The sequence below is a fragment of the Nocardioides eburneiflavus genome (assembly GCF_004785795.1).
GTDB lineage: Bacteria > Actinomycetota > Actinomycetes > Propionibacteriales > Nocardioidaceae > Nocardioides > Nocardioides eburneiflavus.
This window is the reverse complement of the sequence record NZ_SRRO01000001.1, coordinates 15,527-35,639: the sequence shown is the minus strand read 5'-3', so window position 1 is coordinate 35,639 and position 20,113 is coordinate 15,527. Positions and strand designations below refer to the sequence as shown.

General features: G+C 72.5%; 21 protein-coding genes, 1 tRNA gene, 1 other RNA gene and 1 riboswitch. Of the genes, 14 read left to right on the top strand and 9 right to left on the bottom strand.

The genetic code is table 11. The features are described from left to right. Window positions 1-6 precede the first annotated feature (6 nt). Window positions 7-1,869: a glycoside hydrolase family 13 protein gene (locus EXE59_RS00200; RefSeq protein WP_135837102.1), complete on the bottom strand. Its 1,863-nt coding sequence runs from the start codon at window positions 1,867-1,869 to the stop codon at window positions 7-9. Window positions 1,870-1,930: 61 nt separating this feature from the next. On the opposite strand from EXE59_RS00200, the gene EXE59_RS00195 reads away from it, so the two are divergent. Further along, window positions 1,931-2,003 (top strand) — tRNA-Thr (locus tag EXE59_RS00195). Between the two features lie 6 nt (window positions 2,004-2,009). Here EXE59_RS00195 and pdxY read toward each other — a convergent pair. The 6 genes from pdxY to EXE59_RS00165 are packed head-to-tail and all read right to left on the bottom strand — an operon-like array spanning window position 2,010 to window position 8,462. Then, complete coding sequence (gene pdxY, locus EXE59_RS00190; RefSeq protein WP_135837101.1) at window positions 2,010-2,873, bottom strand: pyridoxal kinase PdxY; 864 nt, start codon at window positions 2,871-2,873, stop codon at window positions 2,010-2,012. A 9-nt stretch (window positions 2,874-2,882) separates the two neighbouring features. Further along, the gene (locus EXE59_RS00185) at window positions 2,883-3,656 is read right to left on the bottom strand and encodes a dioxygenase family protein (protein ID WP_210428832.1); all 774 of its coding nucleotides are present in this window, start codon (window positions 3,654-3,656) and stop codon (window positions 2,883-2,885) included. Between the two features lie 22 nt (window positions 3,657-3,678). Next, on the bottom strand, window positions 3,679-4,374 hold the full coding sequence (locus EXE59_RS00180; protein WP_135837100.1) for a uracil-DNA glycosylase: 696 nt from the start codon (window positions 4,372-4,374) through the stop codon (window positions 3,679-3,681). Further along, window positions 4,371-5,819 (bottom strand): pyridoxal phosphate-dependent decarboxylase family protein, encoded by a 1,449-nt coding sequence (locus EXE59_RS00175; protein ID WP_210428831.1) that lies wholly within the window; start codon window positions 5,817-5,819, stop codon window positions 4,371-4,373. Before EXE59_RS00175 ends, EXE59_RS00180 begins: the two co-directional genes overlap by 4 nt. Further along, window positions 5,812-7,173: an MFS transporter gene (locus tag EXE59_RS00170; protein WP_135837099.1), complete on the bottom strand. Its 1,362-nt coding sequence runs from the start codon at window positions 7,171-7,173 to the stop codon at window positions 5,812-5,814. The genes EXE59_RS00175 and EXE59_RS00170 overlap by 8 nt, the downstream gene beginning before the upstream one ends. Beyond that, entirely contained in the window at window positions 7,170-8,462 is a 1,293-nt protein-coding gene (locus tag EXE59_RS00165; RefSeq protein ID WP_135837098.1) for an alpha/beta fold hydrolase, read from the bottom strand. Before EXE59_RS00165 ends, EXE59_RS00170 begins: the two co-directional genes overlap by 4 nt. 96 nt (window positions 8,463-8,558) lie before the next feature. On the opposite strand from EXE59_RS00165, the gene EXE59_RS00160 reads away from it, so the two are divergent. From EXE59_RS00160 to EXE59_RS00145, 4 genes are all read left to right on the top strand, one after another. Further along, window positions 8,559-9,209: a fasciclin domain-containing protein gene (locus EXE59_RS00160; protein ID WP_210428830.1), complete on the top strand. Its 651-nt coding sequence runs from the start codon at window positions 8,559-8,561 to the stop codon at window positions 9,207-9,209. A 41-nt stretch (window positions 9,210-9,250) separates the two neighbouring features. Continuing rightward, window positions 9,251-9,892 (top strand): RNA polymerase sigma factor, encoded by a 642-nt coding sequence (locus EXE59_RS00155; RefSeq protein WP_210428829.1) that lies wholly within the window; start codon window positions 9,251-9,253, stop codon window positions 9,890-9,892. Next, complete coding sequence (locus EXE59_RS00150) at window positions 9,879-10,598, top strand: anti-sigma factor (protein WP_135837096.1); 720 nt, start codon at window positions 9,879-9,881, stop codon at window positions 10,596-10,598. Before EXE59_RS00155 ends, EXE59_RS00150 begins: the two co-directional genes overlap by 14 nt. A 68-nt stretch (window positions 10,599-10,666) precedes the next feature. Beyond that, the gene (locus EXE59_RS00145; RefSeq protein WP_135837095.1) at window positions 10,667-12,238 is read left to right on the top strand and encodes an FMN-binding glutamate synthase family protein; all 1,572 of its coding nucleotides are present in this window, start codon (window positions 10,667-10,669) and stop codon (window positions 12,236-12,238) included. A 12-nt stretch (window positions 12,239-12,250) separates the two neighbouring features. Here the strand turns inward: EXE59_RS00145 and EXE59_RS00140 are convergent, their stop codons facing one another. Continuing rightward, the gene (locus tag EXE59_RS00140; protein WP_135837094.1) at window positions 12,251-13,693 is read right to left on the bottom strand and encodes an alpha,alpha-trehalose-phosphate synthase (UDP-forming); all 1,443 of its coding nucleotides are present in this window, start codon (window positions 13,691-13,693) and stop codon (window positions 12,251-12,253) included. Between the two features lie 189 nt (window positions 13,694-13,882). On the opposite strand from EXE59_RS00140, the gene napA reads away from it, so the two are divergent. The 9 genes from napA (at window position 13,883) to EXE59_RS00100 (ending at window position 19,227) form a co-directional block, all read left to right on the top strand. Beyond that, on the top strand, window positions 13,883-14,176 hold the full coding sequence (gene napA / locus EXE59_RS00135; RefSeq protein WP_129453301.1) for a nucleoid-associated protein NapA: 294 nt from the start codon (window positions 13,883-13,885) through the stop codon (window positions 14,174-14,176). Window positions 14,177-14,229: 53 nt separating this feature from the next. Further along, on the top strand, window positions 14,230-14,775 hold the full coding sequence (locus EXE59_RS00130) for a LytR C-terminal domain-containing protein (RefSeq protein ID WP_135837093.1): 546 nt from the start codon (window positions 14,230-14,232) through the stop codon (window positions 14,773-14,775). A 73-nt stretch (window positions 14,776-14,848) separates the two neighbouring features. Then, window positions 14,849-15,679 carry a trehalose-phosphatase gene (gene otsB / locus EXE59_RS00125; RefSeq protein WP_135837092.1) on the top strand — a complete coding sequence of 277 codons (831 nt, stop codon included), beginning with the start codon at window positions 14,849-14,851 and terminating at the stop codon, window positions 15,677-15,679. A gap of 88 nt (window positions 15,680-15,767) precedes the next feature. Continuing rightward, a riboswitch (SAM riboswitch) is annotated at window positions 15,768-15,906 on the top strand. A gap of 10 nt (window positions 15,907-15,916) precedes the next feature. Beyond that, a complete protein-coding gene (locus EXE59_RS24305; protein WP_246056386.1) occupies window positions 15,917-16,222 on the top strand; it encodes a hypothetical protein in 306 nt (101 codons plus the stop codon). Continuing rightward, on the top strand, window positions 16,219-16,971 hold the full coding sequence (locus EXE59_RS24300) for an HlyC/CorC family transporter associated domain-containing protein (RefSeq protein ID WP_246056384.1): 753 nt from the start codon (window positions 16,219-16,221) through the stop codon (window positions 16,969-16,971). The genes EXE59_RS24305 and EXE59_RS24300 overlap by 4 nt, the downstream gene beginning before the upstream one ends. Window positions 16,972-17,050: 79 nt before the next feature. Next, window positions 17,051-17,421, top strand: a transfer-messenger RNA (tmRNA) gene (ssrA, locus tag EXE59_RS00115). A 96-nt stretch (window positions 17,422-17,517) separates the two neighbouring features. After that, window positions 17,518-18,102, top strand: a complete 585-nt coding sequence (locus EXE59_RS00110) for a GNAT family N-acetyltransferase (RefSeq protein ID WP_135837090.1) — start codon at window positions 17,518-17,520, stop codon at window positions 18,100-18,102. Beyond that, window positions 18,099-18,722, top strand: a complete 624-nt coding sequence (locus EXE59_RS00105) for a class I SAM-dependent methyltransferase (protein WP_135837089.1) — start codon at window positions 18,099-18,101, stop codon at window positions 18,720-18,722. The genes EXE59_RS00110 and EXE59_RS00105 overlap by 4 nt, the downstream gene beginning before the upstream one ends. 13 nt (window positions 18,723-18,735) lie before the next feature. Further along, a complete protein-coding gene (locus EXE59_RS00100) occupies window positions 18,736-19,227 on the top strand; it encodes a GNAT family N-acetyltransferase (protein ID WP_135837088.1) in 492 nt (163 codons plus the stop codon). 9 nt (window positions 19,228-19,236) lie between these two features. Here the strand turns inward: EXE59_RS00100 and EXE59_RS00095 are convergent, their stop codons facing one another. Continuing rightward, window positions 19,237-20,109, bottom strand: coding sequence for a cobalamin-binding protein (locus EXE59_RS00095; protein WP_135837087.1), 873 nt, complete (start codon window positions 20,107-20,109; stop codon window positions 19,237-19,239). Window positions 20,110-20,113: the final 4 nt, after the last annotated feature.

The window sequence follows — 20,113 nt, the reverse complement described above, 5'->3', positions numbered from 1 at the left end:
ATGACACTAGCCGCGACGTGCGCGTCGAGACCCCACCTGGTCCGCCAGGCTCCACATGTCGACGCGCGGACCGCTCGCGGCCGGTACGTCGATGCCGTCTGGTCCCGCGACCAGGTCGGCCCCGCCCGGCTCCGAGCCGAAGAGGTGTCGACCCTGCTCCAGTGGCAGGGAGAAGCCGGGCGCCGCCGCTCTGCGCGCCACCACGAGGATCTTCCCGTCCGGGTGCTCGCGGGCGTAGGCGATGGTGTCGGCGTCGACGTGGGCCCAGCGCAGTCCGCCCCGACGCAGCGCGACGTGGTCGCGACGCAGCGCCGCGAGGTCGGCGTACGTCCTGAGGGTCCGTGCGTCCCACTCGTCGCGGCGGTGCCAGGGCATCGTGCGGCGGGCGTCCTCGCCGGTGACGCCCTCGAGGCCGATCTCGTCGCCGGCGAAGACCATCGGGACCCCGGGCAGGGTGAACTGGAGCCCGGCGGCGACCCGGTGGAGGCCCGCGTCGCCGCCGACGACCGTGCGGATCCGGGCCGAGTCGTGCGAGCCGAGGATGTTCCAGCTCGACTCCGTCGCCCGCCAGCCCAGCGTGCCCTGCCAGGCGCGGAAGGTCTCGACGACGGCGGCCCCGTCGCGGCGGGCGACCGGCACCGGACGGCCGAACGCGCGCGCCGGGGAGGCCGGGTCGCGCAGCCACGACCACACCGGCCACGAGAAGCCGGAGTAGTTCATCGTGCCGTGCCAGCCGTCGCCGTCGACGTCGCCCGTCGCGTCGTGGTTGTGCTCGCCGATGACCCACGGGTCCGGGCGCAGCGCCTCCGCGGTGGCGCGGACCGCGCGGGCCACCTCGTGGTTGACGTCGACGGCGCCCAGGCGCCCGGTCATGTTGGCGACGTCGATCCGCCACCCGTCGACGTCGTAGGGCGGTCGCAACCACCGTCCGACCACCGAGTCCGGGCCCTCGACCATGGCGTGCCGCAGGTCGCGGTCGGCGTGGTTGACCTTGGGCAGCGTGCCGTGGCCCATCCAGCAGGCGTAGGTCCCATCCTCGTCGAAGCAGTAGAACGACCGGTGCGGGTCGTCGGGGTCGTCGGCGGCCGCGAGGAACCACTCGTGGGTGTCGCCGGTGTGGTTCGTGGTCAGGTCGCCGAGGATCCGCCACCCGCGCTCGTGGACCGCGGTGCTCAGCCGCGCGTACGCCTCGTCGCCGCCGAGCAGGTCGTCGACCTCGGTGAAGGTGGAGGCGTTGTAGCGGTGGTTGCTCTCGCCGGGGAAGACGGGCGTGGTGTAGACGACGTCGGCGCCCACCTCGGCGACGTGGTCGAGGTGCTCGGTGATGCCGTCGAGGTCCCCGCCGAAGAGCTGCATCGGGGTGCGCGGGTCGTCGGGCTCGAAGGCCACCTCGTCGTCCCAGTCCGCTGCCAGGGCCCAGTCGGGCGTGGCCCGGTCTGCGGCGGCCGCCGACCGGGCGAAGCGGTCGGGGAACACCTGGTAGACCACGGCGTCACGGCCCCAGTCGGGCGCGGACGGGTACGCCGAGATCCGGAAGTCGGTCGCGTCCGGCACGTCGTGGCCGAGCAACCCGGCGCCGGTCAGCCACTCCTGCGAGCCGTCGGTGCGCACGACCAGGAACCGGTAGTGGGTCACCGGGTTGTGCACCAGCAGGCCGGCCTCCCACCACGTGGTGGACCCCGCCGCGCTCGGGTGCATCTCGACGTAGACGGGCTCCGCGTCGTACGTCGTGCGCAGCCACATGCTCTCGACCGGTGCGTCGTCGGCATGCGTGCGCACGCGGACCGCGACGGTGTCACCCAGGCTCGGAGCCTCGTCGGAGACGAACAGCGGCGAGCCGTCGTGGTGGGGGAGGTGGAGGAGGCTCACGGGCCTCATCCTCTCAGCAGGGACGCCCTGACTAGGATTGCCGCCGCGTCCCCGGACGCACGCCGGTGTAGCTCAGTTGGTAGAGCGCCATACTTGTAATATGGATGTCGCGGGTTCGACTCCTGTCACCGGCTCTGCCCTCAGCGGACCTGCTCGACCTCGAACTCACCGGCCGGCGAGGCGATGGCGTCCTGCGCGGCGACCAGGCGCAGCTCGCGCTCGCCCGAGTCCAGGGTCTCCTTGAGGACGGCGAAGACCGACGAGGCCGTACGCGCGAGCGCGTCGGCGGGGGAGCCGGTCGCCTTGAGGTGGGCGGTGAACAGGGCGGCGGTGATGTCGCCGGAACCGTTGGCCTTCATCGGCAGGCGCGGCGTGGTCACGAGCCAGGCGCCGTCTGCCGTGACGGCGAGCATCTCGATGGCGTCGTCGGGAGCTCCCTCGCGGTCGACCGAGGTCACCAGCACCGCCGAGGGGCCGAGACCGCGCACCTCGTCGACCGCGGCCAGGATGTCGGACAGCGACGACGGCCCGCTCAGTGCATCGCGGTCGGTGATGAAGCCGAGCTCGAACTGGTTGGGCGTCAGCACGTCGGCCACCGGGATGACGGTGGAGCGGTACTTCGGCGGGATCGCCGGGTTGACGAAGCACCCCGAGGTGGCGTTGCCCATGACCGGGTCGCAGGTGTACGTCGCGTCCGGGTTGGCCGCCTTGACCTGGGCGACCGCGTCGACGATGACGTCCGCGATCTCCGGGGATCCCTGGTAGCCGGAGAGCACCGTGTCGCACGTCTCGAACGCACCGCGCTCACCGATGCCGGTGATCACCGCGGCGACGTCCTCGGCCGCGATCAGGGGACCCCGCCACGCGCCGTACCCGGTGTGGTTGGAGAAGTTCACCGTCAGGACCGGCCACACCTCGTGGCCGAGGCGCTGGAGCGGGAAGACGGCTGCGGAGTTGCCGACGTGGCCGTAGGCGACGTGGGACTGGATGGAGAGGACGCGCATCCCCTCAACCTAGGCCACCTGCAACGAGCGCTTCGACAGGCCCATCCAGTAGCCGTCGATCACCTGGATGCCCGGGTCGTCGGCGGTCGTCGCCGCGCCGAGCGTCACGAACAGCGGCGTGTAGTGCTCGACCGTCGGGTGGGCGTACGGCATGCCGGGTGCCTTCGCCTTGTAGTCGGACAGCGTGTCGACGTCGCCCCGGGTCAGCGCATCGGCCGCCCAGAGGTCGAAGTCGCGCGACCAGCCGGGCACGGCGGCGTCGATGCGCCACTCGGTGAGGAACGGGAGGCCGTGGGTGAGGAAGCCGGAGCCGATGATCAGCACGCCCTCGTCGCGGAGCGGGCGCAGCCGCTCGCCGAGCCTCATCAGGCGGTGGGGGTCGTCGGTCGGCAGCGACATCTGGAGCACCGGGATGTCGGCCTCGGGGAACATGATTTTGAGCGGCACCCACGCGCCGTGGTCGAGGCCGCGCGAGGCGTGCTGGTGAACCGGCTCGCCGCTGGGCATCATCGCGGCCACCCGACGGGCCAGTGCCGAGGCGTCGGGGGTCTCGTAGGTCATCTGGTAGTACTTCGGCGCGAACCCGCCGAAGTCGTAGACCAGCGGGGCACCGCTGGCGCTCAGGCTCACCGGTGCGGACTCCCAGTGCGCGGAGACGATCAGGATCGCCGTCGGGCGCGGCAGGTCGCCGGCCCATGCGGAGAGCTGGCCCGACCACACGGGGTCGTCGAGCAGGGGCGGCGCACCGTGGCCGATGTAGAGGGCAGGCATTCGTTCGTTCATGACATCCTCAATAGTTCATGATTCAACTATATTCCGGGAGGGCCCAGTCGACCGGGTCACCATCCTGCTCCTCCAGCAGCCGGTTGACACGGCTGAATGGCTTCGACCCGAAGAACCCGCGGCGCGCGCTGAGCGGCGACGGGTGGGCCGACTCCACGCACGGGACCGGCTCGAGCAGGGGCTTGAGCGACTGGGCGTGCCGACCCCAGAGGATTGCCGCGCACGGCCCGCCGCGCTCGGCCAGCGCCACGATCGCCCGCTCGGTGACGGCCTCCCACCCCTTGCCCTGGTGGCTGTTGGAGTCGTGGGGCCGGACGGTGAGCGACCTGTTGAGCAGCATCACCCCCTGGTCGGCCCACGCCGACAGGTCACCGTGGCGGGGCGGCACGATGCCGAGGTCGTCGCGCAGCTCGACGTAGATGTTGACCAGGCTCGGCGGCAGCGGCCACACGTGCCGCTCGACGGCGAAGCTGAGCCCGATCGGGTGCGTCGGGTTGGGGTAGGGGTCCTGCCCGACGACGAGGACACGTACGTCGGCCAGCGGGCGCTCGAACGCCCGGAAGATCCGGTCGGCGGCGGGCTGGTAGCCGCGGCCGGCCGCGTCCTCGTCCCGCAGGAACCGGCCCATCGCGGCGATCTGCTCGTCGACCGGCGCGAGGGCCTCGGCCCAGTCCGGGGCGACGCGACCCTTCTCGACGAGTCCGGCGAGCGCACTCATCGTGCGCCCTCGCGGGGATGGCGTCCGGCTGGTCGCTGCAGCCGGTCGAGGAACGCCACCAGCAGCGCCTCCCGCATCGCCGGCGAGGCGACGTCCAGCATCGCGTTGACCGCGGCCATCCGGCCGGGCAGCTCGAGGCCGCCGTCCGCCGAGGCGCCCACGAGTCCCGACGCCGCGAGGAGGCCGTCGAAGTCGTCGTCGCCGAGCGCGGTCGGGTCCAGGGCCTCGATGAACGCCACCACGTCCGGGTCGACGGCGACCGGTCCCGCCGCCTGCGCCGCCGCGACCGACTCCGCGAGCGCCGCGGCGAGCTCGCCGACGTGCTCGTGCGTGCCGGCGCTGACCGACAGGTGGATGCTGGGACCCCCGTCGCCGTACGACAGCTGGGGCTGGACGTACCAGCCGCGCGAGACGAGCTCGTCGGTCAGCGTGAAGGCGTCGCACGAGGCGTCGGTCGCGAGCGTGACGAGCGTCGAGTCGGGCGGCACCAGGAGCCGCAGCGCGGGCTCGGCGTCGATGCAGGCCACGATCGCGTCGACCGCCGCGAACGCGCTGTCGGCGAGCTCGAGGTAGCCCGCGTCCCCGATGTGCTCGACGACCGCCCAGGTTCCGGCGATCGGGCCGCCGGACCGCGTCGACTGGGTCGTCGCGTTGAGCATCGTGTAGCCCGGCCAGGCCGCCGAGGCGAAGAACTGCGGCGAGCGGAGGCCGGCGTCGCGGTGCAGCAGCAGCGACGTGCCCTTGGGGGCGTAGGCGTACTTGTGGGTGTCGACCGAGATGGACGTGACGCCCTCGACCGCGAAGGTCCACGGCGGCACCGCGCGCCCCAGCCGGGCGGCGTACGGCAGCACCCAGCCGCCGATGCAGGCGTCCACGTGGCAGCGCACCCCGCGGGCGGCGGCCGCCGCCGCGATCTCGCCGACCGGGTCCACCACGCCGTGCGCGTAGGACGGGGCGCTGGCCACGACCAGCACCGTGTCGTCGTCGATCGCCTCGGCCATCGCCCGCGCGTCGGCCCGGAAGTCGGGACCGACCGGCACCAGCACCGCCTCGACCCCGAAGTAGTGCGCCGCCTTGTGGAAGGCCGCGTGCGCGGTGGCCGGCAGGACCATCCGCGGACGTACGACGTCGGGGCGGCTGTCGCGAGCCCCCTGGACCGCCAGCAGGATCGACTCCGTGCCTCCCGCGGTCACCGTCCCCACCGCGGACTCCGGGGCGTCGAGGAGGTCGCAGGCGAAGCCGACGAGCTCGTTCTCCATCCGGAGCAGGGACGGGAAGGCCGTGGGGTCGAGCGCGTTCGAGGCGGCATAGGCGGCGACGGCCTCGCGGGCGATGCGGTCGACCTCCGGGTCGCCGGAGTCGTAGACGTAGGCCAGCGTCCGCCCGCCGTGCACGGGCAGGTCGCCACGCTGCATCTCGGCCAGTCGCTCGATCGGGTCAGGCACGGACGGCTCCTTCCGCTGCCGCCACCTCGGCGGCGTCGAGGGTGTACTGCCGCAGCCACCGCAGGCTGAGCAGGGTCAGGACCGCCGGCAGCACCGAGAACCCGAGCGTGATGGCGGTGAGGGCCGAGTCCGGCTGGGTGATCTCGCGGCCCTCGCTCGAGAGGTAGCCGCCGAGGGCGAGCACGACCGCGAACAGGGCCGGTCCCAGGGCGAGGCCGAGGGTCTCCCCGGCCGTCCACACGCCGGTGTAGACGCCGGCCCGGTTCTCGCCGGTGCGGGCCGAGTCGACCGCCGCCGCGTCGGGCAGCATGGCCATCGGGAACACCTGGCACCCGGCGTAGCCCACCCCCACCAGCGCGGTCGCGGCGAACACGACGGCGGGCGGCGCGACCCGGGCGGTGCTCGCGAGCACCGCGCCCGCCGCCAGCACGAGCGAGGCGATGACGTAGCCCCGCTGCTTGCCGATGCGCGTGCCGAGCGAGGCCCACACGGGTGTCAGCAGCAGGGCGGGGCCGACGAAGCACACGAAGAGGACGGTCGCGGCCCCGGACCGGTCCAGCACGTCGCCGGCGAGGTAGTCCACCCCCGCCAGCATGCAGCCGGTGGCGAGGGCCTGCAGGACGAACGTGGTCAGCAGCACGCGGAAGTCACGCGCCTGCCCCACGACCCGTAGCTGCTCGCGGAGCGTGCCCGCGCCGGCGGCGACCGCGCCGATCGGGGCCCTCCGGGTGCCCCACCAGGCGCTCGCGACCCCGACGGCGATCAGCACGGACATGACCACGCCCATCACCCGGTAGCCGTCGCGGCCGCCGACCTCGTCGCGGATCAGCGGCGCGGTCGCGCCCGCGAGCATGATCGTGAAGGCCAGGATCGCCACCCGCCACGTCATCAGGCGGGTCCGCTCGTCGTACGACGTGGTGATCTCCGCGGGCATCGCGACGTAGGGCACCTGGAAGAACGCGTACGCCGACGCGGCGAGCACGAAGAAGAGCAGGACCCAGCCCGCCTCGAGCAGCGAGCTCCGCAGGTCGGGGGCGGCGAAGATGAGCGCGAACGCCCCGGCGAGCATGAGCCCCGCCCGGATCAGCCACGGCCGTCGGGGACCGGCCGGGTCGACGGTCCGGTCGCTCACCCGACCGGCGACCGGGTTGAGCACCACGTCCCACGCCTTCGGGAGGAAGACGATGACGCCCGCCCACAGCGCGGCGATCCCCAGCTCGTCGGTGAGGTAGGGGAGCAGCATCAGGCCCGGCACGGTGCCGAACGCGCCCGTGGCCACCGACCCGCTGCCGTAGCCGATCCGGACGCCGCGCGGCAGCGTCGCGGGCCCGCCCGCCGGGACGGCCGAGGTCACCGCTGGCCCAGCGCCCGCGAGCCGGCCGACCCGTAGCGACGGGACGGGTTCGAGCCGATCGTGTCGGCGGACGCCTTCTTCGCCGGCGTCCTCGTGGCGGTGGCCTTCTTCACCGGGGCCTTCTTCACCGGGGCCTTCTTCGCAGGAGCCTTCGTGCCAGCCACCTTGCGCGCCGCAGCCGTGCGCGCGGCCTTCCTCCTCGCCGGGGCCTTCACGGGCGCCTTGCCCGACCACTCGTCGACCCACTCGTCGATGACGGTCCACGTCGTCCCGCGGGCCGCCCGGCCGGTCAGCATGCCGAGGTGCCCGCCGGGCACGACCTCGAAGCGCACCTGCGGCGCGCCGGTCAGCAGCGGGACCACCGCGCGTACGGCGGGCAGGGGCGCGATGCCGTCGGTGTTGCCGCCGAAGACGAGCGTCGGGACCGAGATCGCCGCCAGGTCGATCGTCCGGTCGCCGACCTGCATGGTGCCCCGCGCGAGGGCGTTGCCCTTGACGAAGCGGTGGTAGAGCTGGCCGAAGGTCCGACCCGGGTAGGCGAACATGTTGGCCCGGAAGCGGTCGACCGCCTCGAGCTGGGCGAGGTAGTCGGTGTCGTCGAGGTGGGTCAGCACCGCGAGTGGCTTGGTGACGACCTTCTGGGCGGACGCGGCGGTGAAGGCCCAGTTGACGAGCGGCTGGGGGATGCCGCCCAGGGCCCGGTAGGCACGGGTGATCGCTCCGCGGCCCTGCGTCAGGTTGAGCAGCGGGCGGACCGGCGCGACGAGTGGCACCTTGGTGACGTCGACGGGCGACCCGACCACGGTGATCGAGGCGATCGGCAGGTCCTGCCGGTCGGCGGCGACGAGCAGGGTGAAGATGCCACCGAGGCTCCACCCGACCAGGTGCACCCCGCGGCCGCCGGAGTGCTCGTGCACGGCCCGGACCGCCTCGGGCAGCACCTCGTCGACCCAGTGCTCCATGCCGAGGGACCGGTTGCGGAAGGAGACCTGCCCGTACTCGAGCAGGTAGGTCGGCCGACCCCCGGCGACCAGGTGCTCGACCAGCGAGCAGCCGCGGCGCAGGTCGAAGCACAGCGCAGGCGCGGCCAGCGGTGTGACCAGCAGGACCGGGTCGCCCGTCTCGGGGACGTCCTTGGCCGGTCGGTAGTGGTAGACCTCGCGCAGCTCCCCGTCGCTGATCAACGTGCGGGGCATCGGGCGCAGGTCGGCCAGCCCGCCGTAGAGCAGGGTGTGCGCCACGTTACCGGCCGCGGCGACGACCTGCTCGGGCTTGGGGATGAGGTCCATGGAAGAAATCTACGGCCCGGGTGCATCCACCGGGCGCCCTCGGCCGGAGAAGGCGGTGACGGGCGCCACCGGGCGCCCCTGATGGAAGGACTTCTCATGGCACGTCGCGTACCCGCCATCCTCGCCGCCTCGGCCCTCGCCCTCGGCACGATGGCCACAGCACCCGCCGCGTCCGCTGCCCCCGCGGCCAAGCCCGGCAACACCAGCCTCGCCGAGGTGCTCACCTCGGACGGCAACACGTTCGACAAGAACAAGAACGACTTCGACATCGTCACCGAGGCCGCTCTCGCGGTCATCGGCGCCAAGCCGGACTCCCCGGTGGCCCTGCTGGCTGACGGCAAGACCCGGCTCACCGTCTTCGCCCCCACCGACCAGGCCTTCCGTCTCCTGGCCGAGGACCTCACCGGCCAGACCATCAGGAGCGAGAAGAAGCTGTTCAACGCGCTGGTGGAGCTCGCCGGGGTCGACACGATCGAGACCATCCTGCTCTACCACGTCGTGCCCGGTGCCACGCTCACCAGCGGCAAGGTGCTCAAGGCCGACGGGGCCAAGCTCGACACCGCGGCCGGCAAGACGGTCAGGGTCAAGGTCAAGATGCGCGAGCACCGTGCGCCGGTGGTCACGCTGCGCGACAAGGACCGCAACGACCGCAACGCCCGCGCGATCATCGCGGCCCTCGACATCAACAAGGGCAACAAGCAGATCGCGCACGCGGTCGACCGCGTCCTGCGCCCGATCGACCTCTGATCACAGACGGCGACGCGAAGCCTGACGGGCGGGGAGCGGCGATGACCATCATCCCGTTCCCCGCCCGCTCGCCCCGCCGGTACGGTGACCTCGTGGTGACCCAGGCGATGTCGCTCGAGGACGAGCAGGACGATGCTGTCCGCGCGCTCGCCGCTCGGCTGGTCTCCGGCGACGAGAGCGCCCTCGAGGAGATCTACGACCGGTGGTCCGCCCTCGTCCACACCTACGCGCTCCGCGCCCTCCACGACCGGCACGACGCAGAGGACGTGACCCAGCAGGTGTTCGTCGCGGCGTGGCGCAGTCGCCACACGCTGACCCCGACCCCCACGGCCCTGCCCGCCTGGCTGCTGGGCATCGCACGCCACAAGGTGTCCGACGCGCGGGCGGCGCGGGCTCGCGACGCCGACCGGGTTGCCGCCGTCGTCTCCCTGCCGGGGGTCCACGACGGCTCCGACCCGTCCGTCGACGACGAGGCCGCCGAACGGCTGGTGGTGCGGCAGGCCGTCGACGAGCTGCCGGACCCGCGCCGCACCATCATGCTGCTCGCCTTCTGGGAGGAGCGCAGCCATGCCGAGATCGCCGAGACCGTGGGCCTGCCGCTCGGCACCGTCAAGAGCCACGTCCGCCGTGGCCTGATCAAGCTGCACCAGCAGCTCGAGGGGGTGCGCCATGAGTCACGCTGATCCCGACCAGCTGGCCGGGCTCGCCCTCGACCCCACCGACGGCCCCGACGACGTCCGGGAGCACGCCGCCACGTGCCCCGAGTGCGCCGGGATGGTGGCCGCACTCATGGGCGTACGCCGCCGCGCAGGGGCCGACCCGCTCGTCGCCCCGCCCGCGCGGGTCCGCGCACAGGTGCTGGCCGAGGTCCGCGCCGGCGCCCCCCCGGCGCCCGTCGCCCTGCCCGTGCGCGACGAGCAGCCGCCGCGTCGCGGGGTCCCGCTCTGGCTCGCCTCCGTGGCCGCGGCCCTGGCCCTGCTCGCCGGGGTGGGCCTGGGGCGGTGGGGCGCTGACGGGACCGAGGCTCCCGAGGCGGTCCCGGATCCTGCCGACACCGGCACCGTGGTGGCCGCCGCCACGCTCACCGCGCTCGACAGCGACGCCGGCCGCGGCGAGGCCAGTGCCGTTCAGTCCGAGGACACCTTCTCCATCCGGGTCAGTGCCAGCGAGCTCGGCGACGAGCCGGGCCTGCACGAGGTGTGGCTCATCAACGTCGACGGGGTCCGGATGATCTCCATCGGCATCCTCGCCTCGGGCGACGAGGGCGAGTTCGCGGTCCCGATGGAGCTCATCGACGAGGGCTACCGCATCGTCGACATCTCGGTCGAGCCCGACGACGGCGACCCCACCCACTCCGGCGTGAGCCTGGCCCGCGGCGAGCTCGCCTGAGCCTGCGTCCCGGTCCGCAGGGGTGGGCTCCCTCGACATGACGGCGCGGTGCGGCTAGGAACGTCTCCATGAGGTGGAGGTACGCGATCCTGGGCGGCACCGCGGCCGCGGCTGCCGCGACGACGGTCCACGACCTGGTGCAGCGCAAGCACGCGATCCTGCGGAACTTCCCCGTCGTGGGCCACGGCCGGTTCCTCGTGGAGAAGTTCGGGCCCGAGCTGCGCCAGTACATCGTCACCAGCAACGACGAGGAGCGCCCGTTCAGCCGCGACCAGCGCCGCTGGGTCTATGCCAGCTCCAAGCTCGAGAACAACTACTTCGGCTTCGGCACCGACAACGACGTGGAGCGCATCGAGGGCTACCCGATCATCAAGCACCGCACCTTCGCCGGCCCGGGGGCGGCGACGAAGCCCCACGCGCAGGAGGAGATCGCCCTGCCCGCCGCCAAGGTGATGGGAGCGGCCCGCGGACGTACGCACGCCTTCCGCCCCGCGTCGGTGGTCAACATCTCCGGCATGAGCTTCGGCTCGCTGTCGGGCAAGGCCATCGAGGCGCTCAACAAGGGCGCCGCAATGGTCGACTGCCTGCAGAACACCGGCGAGGGCGCGCTCTCGCCGCACCACCGCCACGGCGGGGACATCGTCTTCCAGATCGGCACGTCCTACTTCGGCTGCCGGGACGAGCAGGGTCGCTTCGACCTGGCCCGCCTCGTCGACCTCGTGGCGTCCGCGCCCGTCCGCGCGATCGAGATCAAGCTCAGCCAGGGGGCCAAGCCCGGCCTCGGCGGCATGCTGCCGGGGGAGAAGGTGAGCCGGGAGATCGCCGAGATCCGCGGCATCCCGGAGGGCAAGGACTGCGCGTCGCCGAGCCGGCACGCGGTCTTCTCCGACGTCGACTCGATGCTCGACTTCGTCGAGACGGTCGCGCAGGCGACGGGCCTGCCCGTCGGCGTCAAGTCGGCCGTCGGCAACCTGACCATGTGGGACGAGCTGGCCGAGGAGATGTCACGCGACGGACGCGGCGTCGACTTCGTCAACATCGACGGCGGCGAGGGCGGCACCGGTGCCGCGCCGATGATCTTCGCCGACTCGGTCGCCTATCCCTTCCGCATCGGGTTCGCCGAGGTCTACCGCCGGTTCGCGGCGGCCGGCCTGACCGACGACGTCGTGTTCATCGGCGCCGGCAAGCTCGGCATCCCGGAGAACGCGATCGTGGCGTTCGCGCTCGGTGCCGACATGGTCAACGTCGGCCGCGAGGCGATGATGGCCATCGGCTGCATCCAGGCGCAGAAGTGCCACACCGACCACTGCCCGGTCGGATTGGCCACCCAGAACCCTCGCTACACCCGCGGGCTCGACGTCAGCCTCAAGAGCGTGCGGGCCGCCAACTACGTCCGGTCGCTGCGCCGCGACCTGCTCAAGGTCTCCGAGGCCGTCGGCGTGGTCCACCCCGGCCTCATCGCCCCGGGTGACATCGACCTCCTCGACGGCACGCGGTCGGCCGTCGGCCTCGCGCAGACGTACGGCTACGACCCGTCCTGGCGCCGGCTCGGTCCGGGACTGGTCACGGACATCGAGGCGATCATGACGGCGCAGCACGCCACCCACGGGGCGGTCGCCGGCACCAGCGAGCGGGCGTAGGCTCGCCTCGGGTCAGCGGGCCCGCGACTGGCGCACGGTCTTGTCGTGGTGCTCGGGCAGGGCCTCGAGCTCGTCGAGGAAGTCGGCGGCCCACTTGGACACGTCGTTGGCGACGACCGTCTTGCGCATCGCCCGCATCCGCCGCGCGGTCTCCTTGCCGTCGGCGGCGAAGGCCTCGAGGAGTGCGGACTTCATGCCGTCGATGTCGTAGGGGTTGACCAGCCAGGCCTGGCGCAGCTCCTGCGCCGCGCCGGCGAACTCCGAGAGCACGAGCGCGCCGTCGTCCTCGAAGCGACAGGCGACGTACTCCTTGGCGACGAGGTTCATCCCGTCCCGGAACGGCGTCACGACCATCACGTCGGCCGCTCGGTAGAGGGCGGCCATCTCCTCGCGGGGGTAGGAGGAGTGCATGTAGGAGATGGCCGGACGTCCGATGCGGCCGTGGTCGCCGTTGATCCGGCCGACCAGGAGCTCGATCTCGTCACGGAGGATGCGGTACTGCTCGACGCGCTCGCGCGAGGGAGTGGCGACCTGGACGAACACTGCGTCCTCGACGTCGAGCTCTCCGTCGCGGACCAGCTCGCCGAAGGCGCGCAGGCGCGAGTGGATGCCCTTGGTGTAGTCGAGGCGGTCGACGCCGAGGAAGATCCGTCGCGGGTTGCCCAGCGCGTCGCGGATCTCGGCGGCGCGCTTCTCCACGCCCTCGGACCGGGCGAGCTCCTCGAACCCCGCGGTGTCGATCGAGATCGGGAACGCGGTCGCCTTCACCGGGCGGCCGTCGGGGAGGTAGATGGTGTCGCGGTGGGTCTTGTGGCCCACCCGGCTGCGCACGAGGCGTACGAAGTTGGCGGCCGCGCCGGGCAGCTGGAAGCCGATCAGGTCCGCGCCCAGCAGGCCCTCGAGGATCTGCCGGCGCCACGGCAGCTGGGAGAACAGCTCGGCCGGCGGGAACGGGATGTGGAGGTAGAAGCCGATGCGCAGGTCGGGGCGCTGGGTGCGCAGCATCTGGGGCACGAGCTGGAGCTGGTAGTCCTGGACCCAGACCGTCGCGCCCTCGGCGGCGACCTCCGCGGCCCGGTCCGCGAAGCGCTGGTTGACCGCGACGTAGGAGTCCCACCACTCCCGGTGGAACTCCGGCTTGGCGATCACGTCGTGATAGAGCGGCCAGAGCGTGCCGTTGGAGAAGCCCTCGTAGAACTCCTCCACCTCCTGCGCGCTCAGCGCCACCGGGACCAGCGAGAGCCCGTCCTCCACGAACGGCTCGAAGGCCTCGTCGTCCGCCGATCCCGGCCAGCCGATCCACGCCCCGTCATTGGCGCGCAGCACCGGCTCGAGGGCGGTCACCAGCCCGCCGGGGGAGGTGCGCCACGACGCGGAGCCGTCGGGCCCGATCACGCGGTCCACGGGCAGTCGGTTGGCCACGATGACGAGGTCTGCCTGCGGGGTGGGGCTCACGTCGCCACCCTATCGACGGCGGAGGACGCACATATCACCCCGGAGTGTCCCCCGCGCTGCTCGCAGGAGCGCCGCGGGTTTGTCCAGACGACTCGCCGGAGGCGAATGACATCGTTGTGGTTCGTCACCTAGACTGAGCGCAGTCCACCCGGCCACGGGTGGTCGTGGGGTCGAGGAGGAACAACACGCATGGACGCAGCGAAGCACATTCCGACCGAGCAGGAGACTGCTGCCGGGCTGAGCCAGCGCGACCGCGACATCCTCGAGTTCGAGCGTCACTGGTGGAAGTACGCGGGCGCCAAGGAGCAGGCCGTCCGCGAGAAGTTCGACATGTCCTCGACCCGCTACTACCAGGTCCTCAACGCCCTCATCGACCGCCCGGAGGCCCTCGAGGCCGACCCGCTCCTCGTCCGTCGCCTCCGGCGGCTCCGCGCGTCCCGCCAGCGGCAGCGCTCCGCCCGCCGCCTCGGCTTCGAGATCTGACAGCCGGACCCGATCCAGCGCGACCCGCCCACTCACGATTGGTCACCTTCCCCATGGCCTTCCTCTTGGACCTCTTCCCCAGTCCCGGCTGCTCGCCGCGCCGCCGACCTCGCGACGAGCGGGGCGTGGCGTTCCCGTCCCCGCTCGTGATGCTGTCGGTCCTCGCGGTCGCGATGGCCTCGATCACCTTCATCGCCACCCGCGACCAGGCGCCGACCGAGCGGCGGGTCGACACCGCGACGATCGCCAGCGCCGAGAAGTCGCCGTCCGTCGAGCCGGAGCCGACGCCGACCGAGACCGCCAAGCCCGAGCCCCGGGTCAAGCGCGGTGAGGTCTACGTCGAGGTCTACAACAACTCCGGGATCAAGGGCCTCGCGGCCGCCACGGCCGCCCGCGCCACCGGCGTCGGCTGGTCGGTCGTGGGCGAGGACAACTGGCAGGGCCTGATCCCGACCAGCACCGTCTACTTCCCGCCGCGGCTCAAGGCTGCCGGCAAGCAGCTCGCCCTCGACCTCGGCATCAAGCGCACGGCGCCCGCCGTGGGCGTGATGAAGCGCGATCGTCTCACCGTCATCCTCACGGCCGACGCCCCGCGCTGACCCGCCGAGCTGTTCCACCTCGGATGGCGGGACGGTGCGACGCCCGCGCGCGTCGCATGGTTGGGTGGAGTCCATGGAGTTCACCTCCGACGACGCGCGTGCCCACTACGACGCCGTACGCGACGTCCTCCACGGCGCGGTCGTCGGGCTCGACTTCGACGGCACGCTCTCGCCGGTGGTCGACGACCCGGAGGCCGCCCGCCTGCACCCCGGTGCGCCGGGCGCGTTGCTCGAGCTCGCCGAGGCGGTCCGCGCGGTCGCGGTGATCACCGGACGGCCGGCGCGCCAGGCCATTGCGATGGGCGACCTCGACGCGCTCGGCAACGCCATGCTCGACCGTGGGGCAGAGCTGTTCGTCTTCGGCCAGTACGGCAACGAGCGCTGGTCGGCCACGGAGCAGCGGATCCGGTCGCCGCGCCCACCGGCCGGCCTCGCGACCTTCGAGCGCGAGCTGCCCAGGGTGCTGCGCGGCGCGGGTGCGGCCGACGCCTACATCGAGGAGAAGGGGCTGGCCGTCGCGGTCCACACCCGCCGGATGGAGGACCCGGCCGGTGCCTTCGACCGGCTCGTCAAGCCCGTCGCCGCCCTGGCGGAGCGCCACCACCTCACGATCGAGCCCGGGCGCAACGTCATCGAGATCCGCTCGGGAGACATGCACAAGGGGCAGGCGGTGCGCACGTTCGTGGCCGAGCAGGAGGCCACGGCCGTCGTCTTCGGCGGTGACGACCTCGGCGACGTGGAGGCCTTCGAGGCCGTCCGCTCCCTGCGCGCCGGAGGGCTGCCCGGGCTCGTCGTCTGCTCGGCGTCGCACGAGCAGCCCGACCTCGTCGGCCTGGCCGACGTTGTCGTCGACGGTCCCGCCGGGGTTGTCGACCTGCTCGGCACGCTCGCGCGCCGCCGCTGACCGCACCCGCCCGCGCGTACCCCCGCCCGGTGCGACCACATCGTGGACTCGATGTGCGCATCGTGAGACGCCGCGCCTAGGCTGGGCGTGCTCATCACGAGGGACTGAGGGAACGGCCCGTAGAAGTCCCGGCAACCACCCGTGAGCCTCCTGTCCGGAATCGTCCGGCAGTCACGGGAGCAGGTGCCAAATCCGGCCCACGCGAGATCCGCGGGGACAGATGAGAAGGAGGACTTCATGAGCACCCTGCTGGACGAGACCGCGAGCACGACGACCCCGCGCAAGGGCCTGCGGGAGGGCGCCTTCGGCAACGCCCGCGCCCTGGCCTGCCGCGAGTGCGGCCACGAGGTCGAGCTCGGCCCGTCGTACGCCTGTCCGGAGTGTTTCGGGCCACTGGAGGTGGCCTACGACTTCCCGACGGTGACGGCCGCGGAGATCGCCGCCGGTCCCCGCAACAGCTGGTCGGCGAGATCCACGACGAGTACGACACCGACGCCGCGGTCGCCGCCTCCGCGGACCCGACGACCGTCGACGCCGGCGTGACGATCGAGGAGTTCGGCGAGCGGACCGGTGTCGAGCTCGACGACGGGCCCTACGAGACGGTCGCCGGCTACGTCCTGCACCGTCTCGCCCGGATGGCCGAGCTCGGTGACCGGGTGATGGTCGAGGACCGCCCCCTCGAGGTGGTCGGTCTCGACGGCCACCGCATCACGCGCGTACGCCTGCACGAGTCGACCGTGCCGGCCGGGGACGCGGCGGCCGACAGTGCCGCCGACGAGGTGGCCGACGAGTCCGGCCCGACCGCCCAGCAGGCCGCGTTCGCCGACTACTTCGCCACCTGGGGCCTGTTCCTCCCCGACGCCGCGGTCGCCGGCCACCGCGACGGCCACCTGATGGGGCACGGGTGGTCGGTGCGGTTCCGCTGGCGCGACGACGGGACCCTGCTCGTCCGGGCCGGTCATCGGATGACCAACGAGCGGGTGTTCGCCATCACGCCGGACGGCGAGGTCCGGCCGGCCGAGCCGGAGCCGCCCTCCGAGCTGATGGCCACCCCGAGCGACGCGACGCCCGAGCAGAAGGCCGAGATCGAGCACGCGTACCGCTCGGCGTGGACGCGCTACTCCAAGGCGGTGTCCGCGGCCGGCCTCGACTACGACCGCACGCCGCTGCCGCGCGGCCTCGAGCCCGGCGCGGACAGCCAGGTCTGGCGACTCGACGACGGCGAGTGGCACGCCGAGCCGCTGCGTCGCGCCCCGAGCTCGGAGCCCGGCTCGACCCCGGACGAGGAATAGCGTTCGCCGGCGTCGGTTGGGACCAGTAGGCTGGAGCCGCGAGTCCTGCTGGATCACGGGCTCGCTTGACAACACAAGAGGGGCTGATCGGTTTCGACTTGGGACGTTAGTTCCAGGGGAAGCGGGTCGAGAAGCCAGCGTCATCTCGTAAACGACCGCTGGAAATCCATAGTTGCCAACACCAATCGCAACGACTTCGCTCTCGCTGCCTGAGCAGTGATCGAAGGGTCTGACCGGGCACCCGTCTCCGTCCCGGACCCAGGCCTCATCTAGGAGACTTGCTGGTCACTTCCTGTCAGGAGGAGTGACCGGGACTCTTTCCTGACTGGGCCTGTCGGTGACCTGTTCGTGGGAGCACCGAGGCCGAGAAAAGCGACAGCACGAACTGCACCCGGAGAAGACCTGGATCGACGCTCGAGGACCGGGGTTCGATTCCCCGCAGCTCCACTGCGCACAGCCCTCTTGGCGAGAGCCGCTCCGACACCGGTCGGGGCGGCTCTCGTGCTCTGTCCCGGCGGTGTCGGCGCTCACCACTAGGGTCGCGACATGCCCGACTTCACCTGGCTCCCGGCCAACCAGGCGACGGTCGAGGACGTCGACGCCGTCTTCGCCACGAGCGGCGCGCACAAGTGCCGCTGCCAGGGGTTGAAGGTGCCCGGCTGGATCTGGCGCGACACCACGCAGGAGCAGCGGGACGCCGCGTTGCTCGAGCAGACGGCGTGCGGCACCGCGGGGCCGACCTCGGGACTCATCGGGTACGTCGACGGCGAGCCGGCCGGCTGGGTCGCGGTCGAGCCCCGGGAGAACTACCCCCGCATCTGGAGCCGCAAGCAGCCGTGGATGCGGATGGACCCCGAGCTCGAAGGCGTCTGGTCGGTCACGTGCTTCGTCGTCCGGACGGGCTGGCGCAAGGCCGGGCTGACCTACGAGCTCGCCCAGGCCACCGTCGCGTACGGGGGACAGGTCGGCGCCCGGGTTCTCGAGGGCTACCCCATCGAGCCGCCGCCGGGCAAGACCGTGATCTGGGACGAGGCGTCGGTCGGGTTGCTGCAGGTCTTCCTCGAGGCGGGCTACGAGGTGGTGGCCTCGCCCACCCTGCGGCGGCGCGTGGTGCGCCGGAGCCCGGCGTGAGCGGCCCGGAGTCTGAGGATCCGGGCCGGGCGTGGGCGGAGCTCGCGGACGGCGCCAAGCTCGCCGAGTTGGTCGAGGACGGAGCGGCCGGCTCTGTCGGGGTCGACGGCAGCGGCGCATTCGTCGACGCGAGGCCACGCGGGCTGGAGCTCGGGCAGGGCGACCTCAACGACCTCGGCGCCCTGCCCGGGCTCGCCGGGCGCACCTTCGACCGGATCCTCCTCCTGCAGTCCTTCGGCTACGCCACGGACCCAGTGGCGACCCTGCGGTCGGCGCGATCGATGCTCGCCGACGACGGGTTCATCGTGCTGACCAGGACGCAGCCCCTGCGCTACGCCACCGAGCGCGCCGAGCAGAACGGCACGTCGCTCGCCGAGGAGTACTTCTCCTCCTCCGCCCACACCTACCGCACGCGGTGGCACGAGGACGTCACGCTCACCAAGCGGACCTACACCGTCTCCGACCTGCTCAACACCTTCAGCGCAGCCGGGCTGTGGGTCGAGGCGGCCGCCGAGCCGCAGCTGTCGGAGGACGCGCGCCGCCGCTACCCTCACAAGCAGGAGTGGATGGACACCTACTTCGGCATCCTCGTCTTCCGCCTCCGCCCACTGGCGTCGTGAGAGGGTGCCGGTCGTGCCCGATCCCGTCGACTCCGGCGCCCTCCGCATCGTCCCGCTGACCCGGGCCCACGCCGAGGACATGGTGACCTGGCGCTACGACCCGCCCTACGACGTCTACGACATGACAGGCGCCGCGCCCGATGACCTGCTCGACCCCGCGCTGGGCTTCCACGCGGTGCTGGCGGGCGAGCGGCTGATCGGCTTCCGGTCCTTCGGCCCCGACGGTCGCGTGCCCGGCTGGGACTACGACGACACCGCCCTCGACACCGGGGGAGGGCTGCGCCCGTCGCTGACCGGCCAGGGCCTGGGCCGGGCCGCGATCGCCGCCGGGCTGGCGTACGGCCGAGACCGCTACGCGCCGGCAGCCTTCCGCGTGACCGTCGCGTCGTTCAACGCGCGGGCACGTCGTACGGTCGAGTCCCTCGGCTTCGAGGTGGTCGGGTCGTTCGCAGCCCGTCGGGACGGGCGGCCGTTCGACGTCCTCGTCCGCGACGAGACGCGCTGACGGCGGTCGTCAGACCTGCCGGGCGTACGGCGAGGGCTCCGCGGCGTCCGGGTGAAGGATCCCGGCCAGCACCTCGACCCCGTCCACGAGCCGCGGTCCCGGTCGGGCGAAGTGTCCGTCGGCGTCCACCGCCCACACGGGCACGCCGGGGAAGCGGTGGCGTACGTCCTCCGCGAGCGTGGCCGCGCCGTCCAGGTCGTAGCCGCACGGGGCGCAGACGACGAGGTCCGGAGCCGAGTCGACGGCTTCGTCCCACGAGATGCGGGTCGACTTCGTGCCCGCGACGCCGAGAGTCGGCTCACCGCCGGCGGAGGTCACCATCTCCGGGATCCAGTGGCCCGGCGCGAACGGCGGGTCGGTCCACTCGAGCACCAGCACGCGCGGCCGCACGCGACCCGCCACCCGGTCGGCCACGGCCGCGAGCCGTCCCTCGAGCGAGGCGACGAGCGCCGTCGCCCGGGCCGACCGCCCGGTCAAGCGGCCGATCTCGGTCACGGACGCCAGCACGTCGTCGAGGGTGTGCGGGTCGACCGTCGCCACCTCGGCCCGACAGCCCAGGTGGCGCAGCGCCTCGTCGACCGTGGTCACGTCGATCGCGCAGACGGCGCAGAGGTCCTGGGTGACGACGAGGTCCGTGTCGAGGTCGGCGAGGGCTCCGGCGTCGAGGCGGTAGAGGTCCTCACCAGCCGACATGGCTGCCGCGACGAAGTCGTCGATCTCCTTCGGCGTCAGTCCCTCCGACATCGCGGACGTCGAGACGACGCGCCGCTCCCGGGCCTCAGCGGGGTGGTCGCACTCGAACGTCACGCCCACGACGTCGTCGCCCGCACCGACGGCGAACAGGATCTCGGTTGCGGAGGGGATCAGCGAGACGATGCGCACCGGG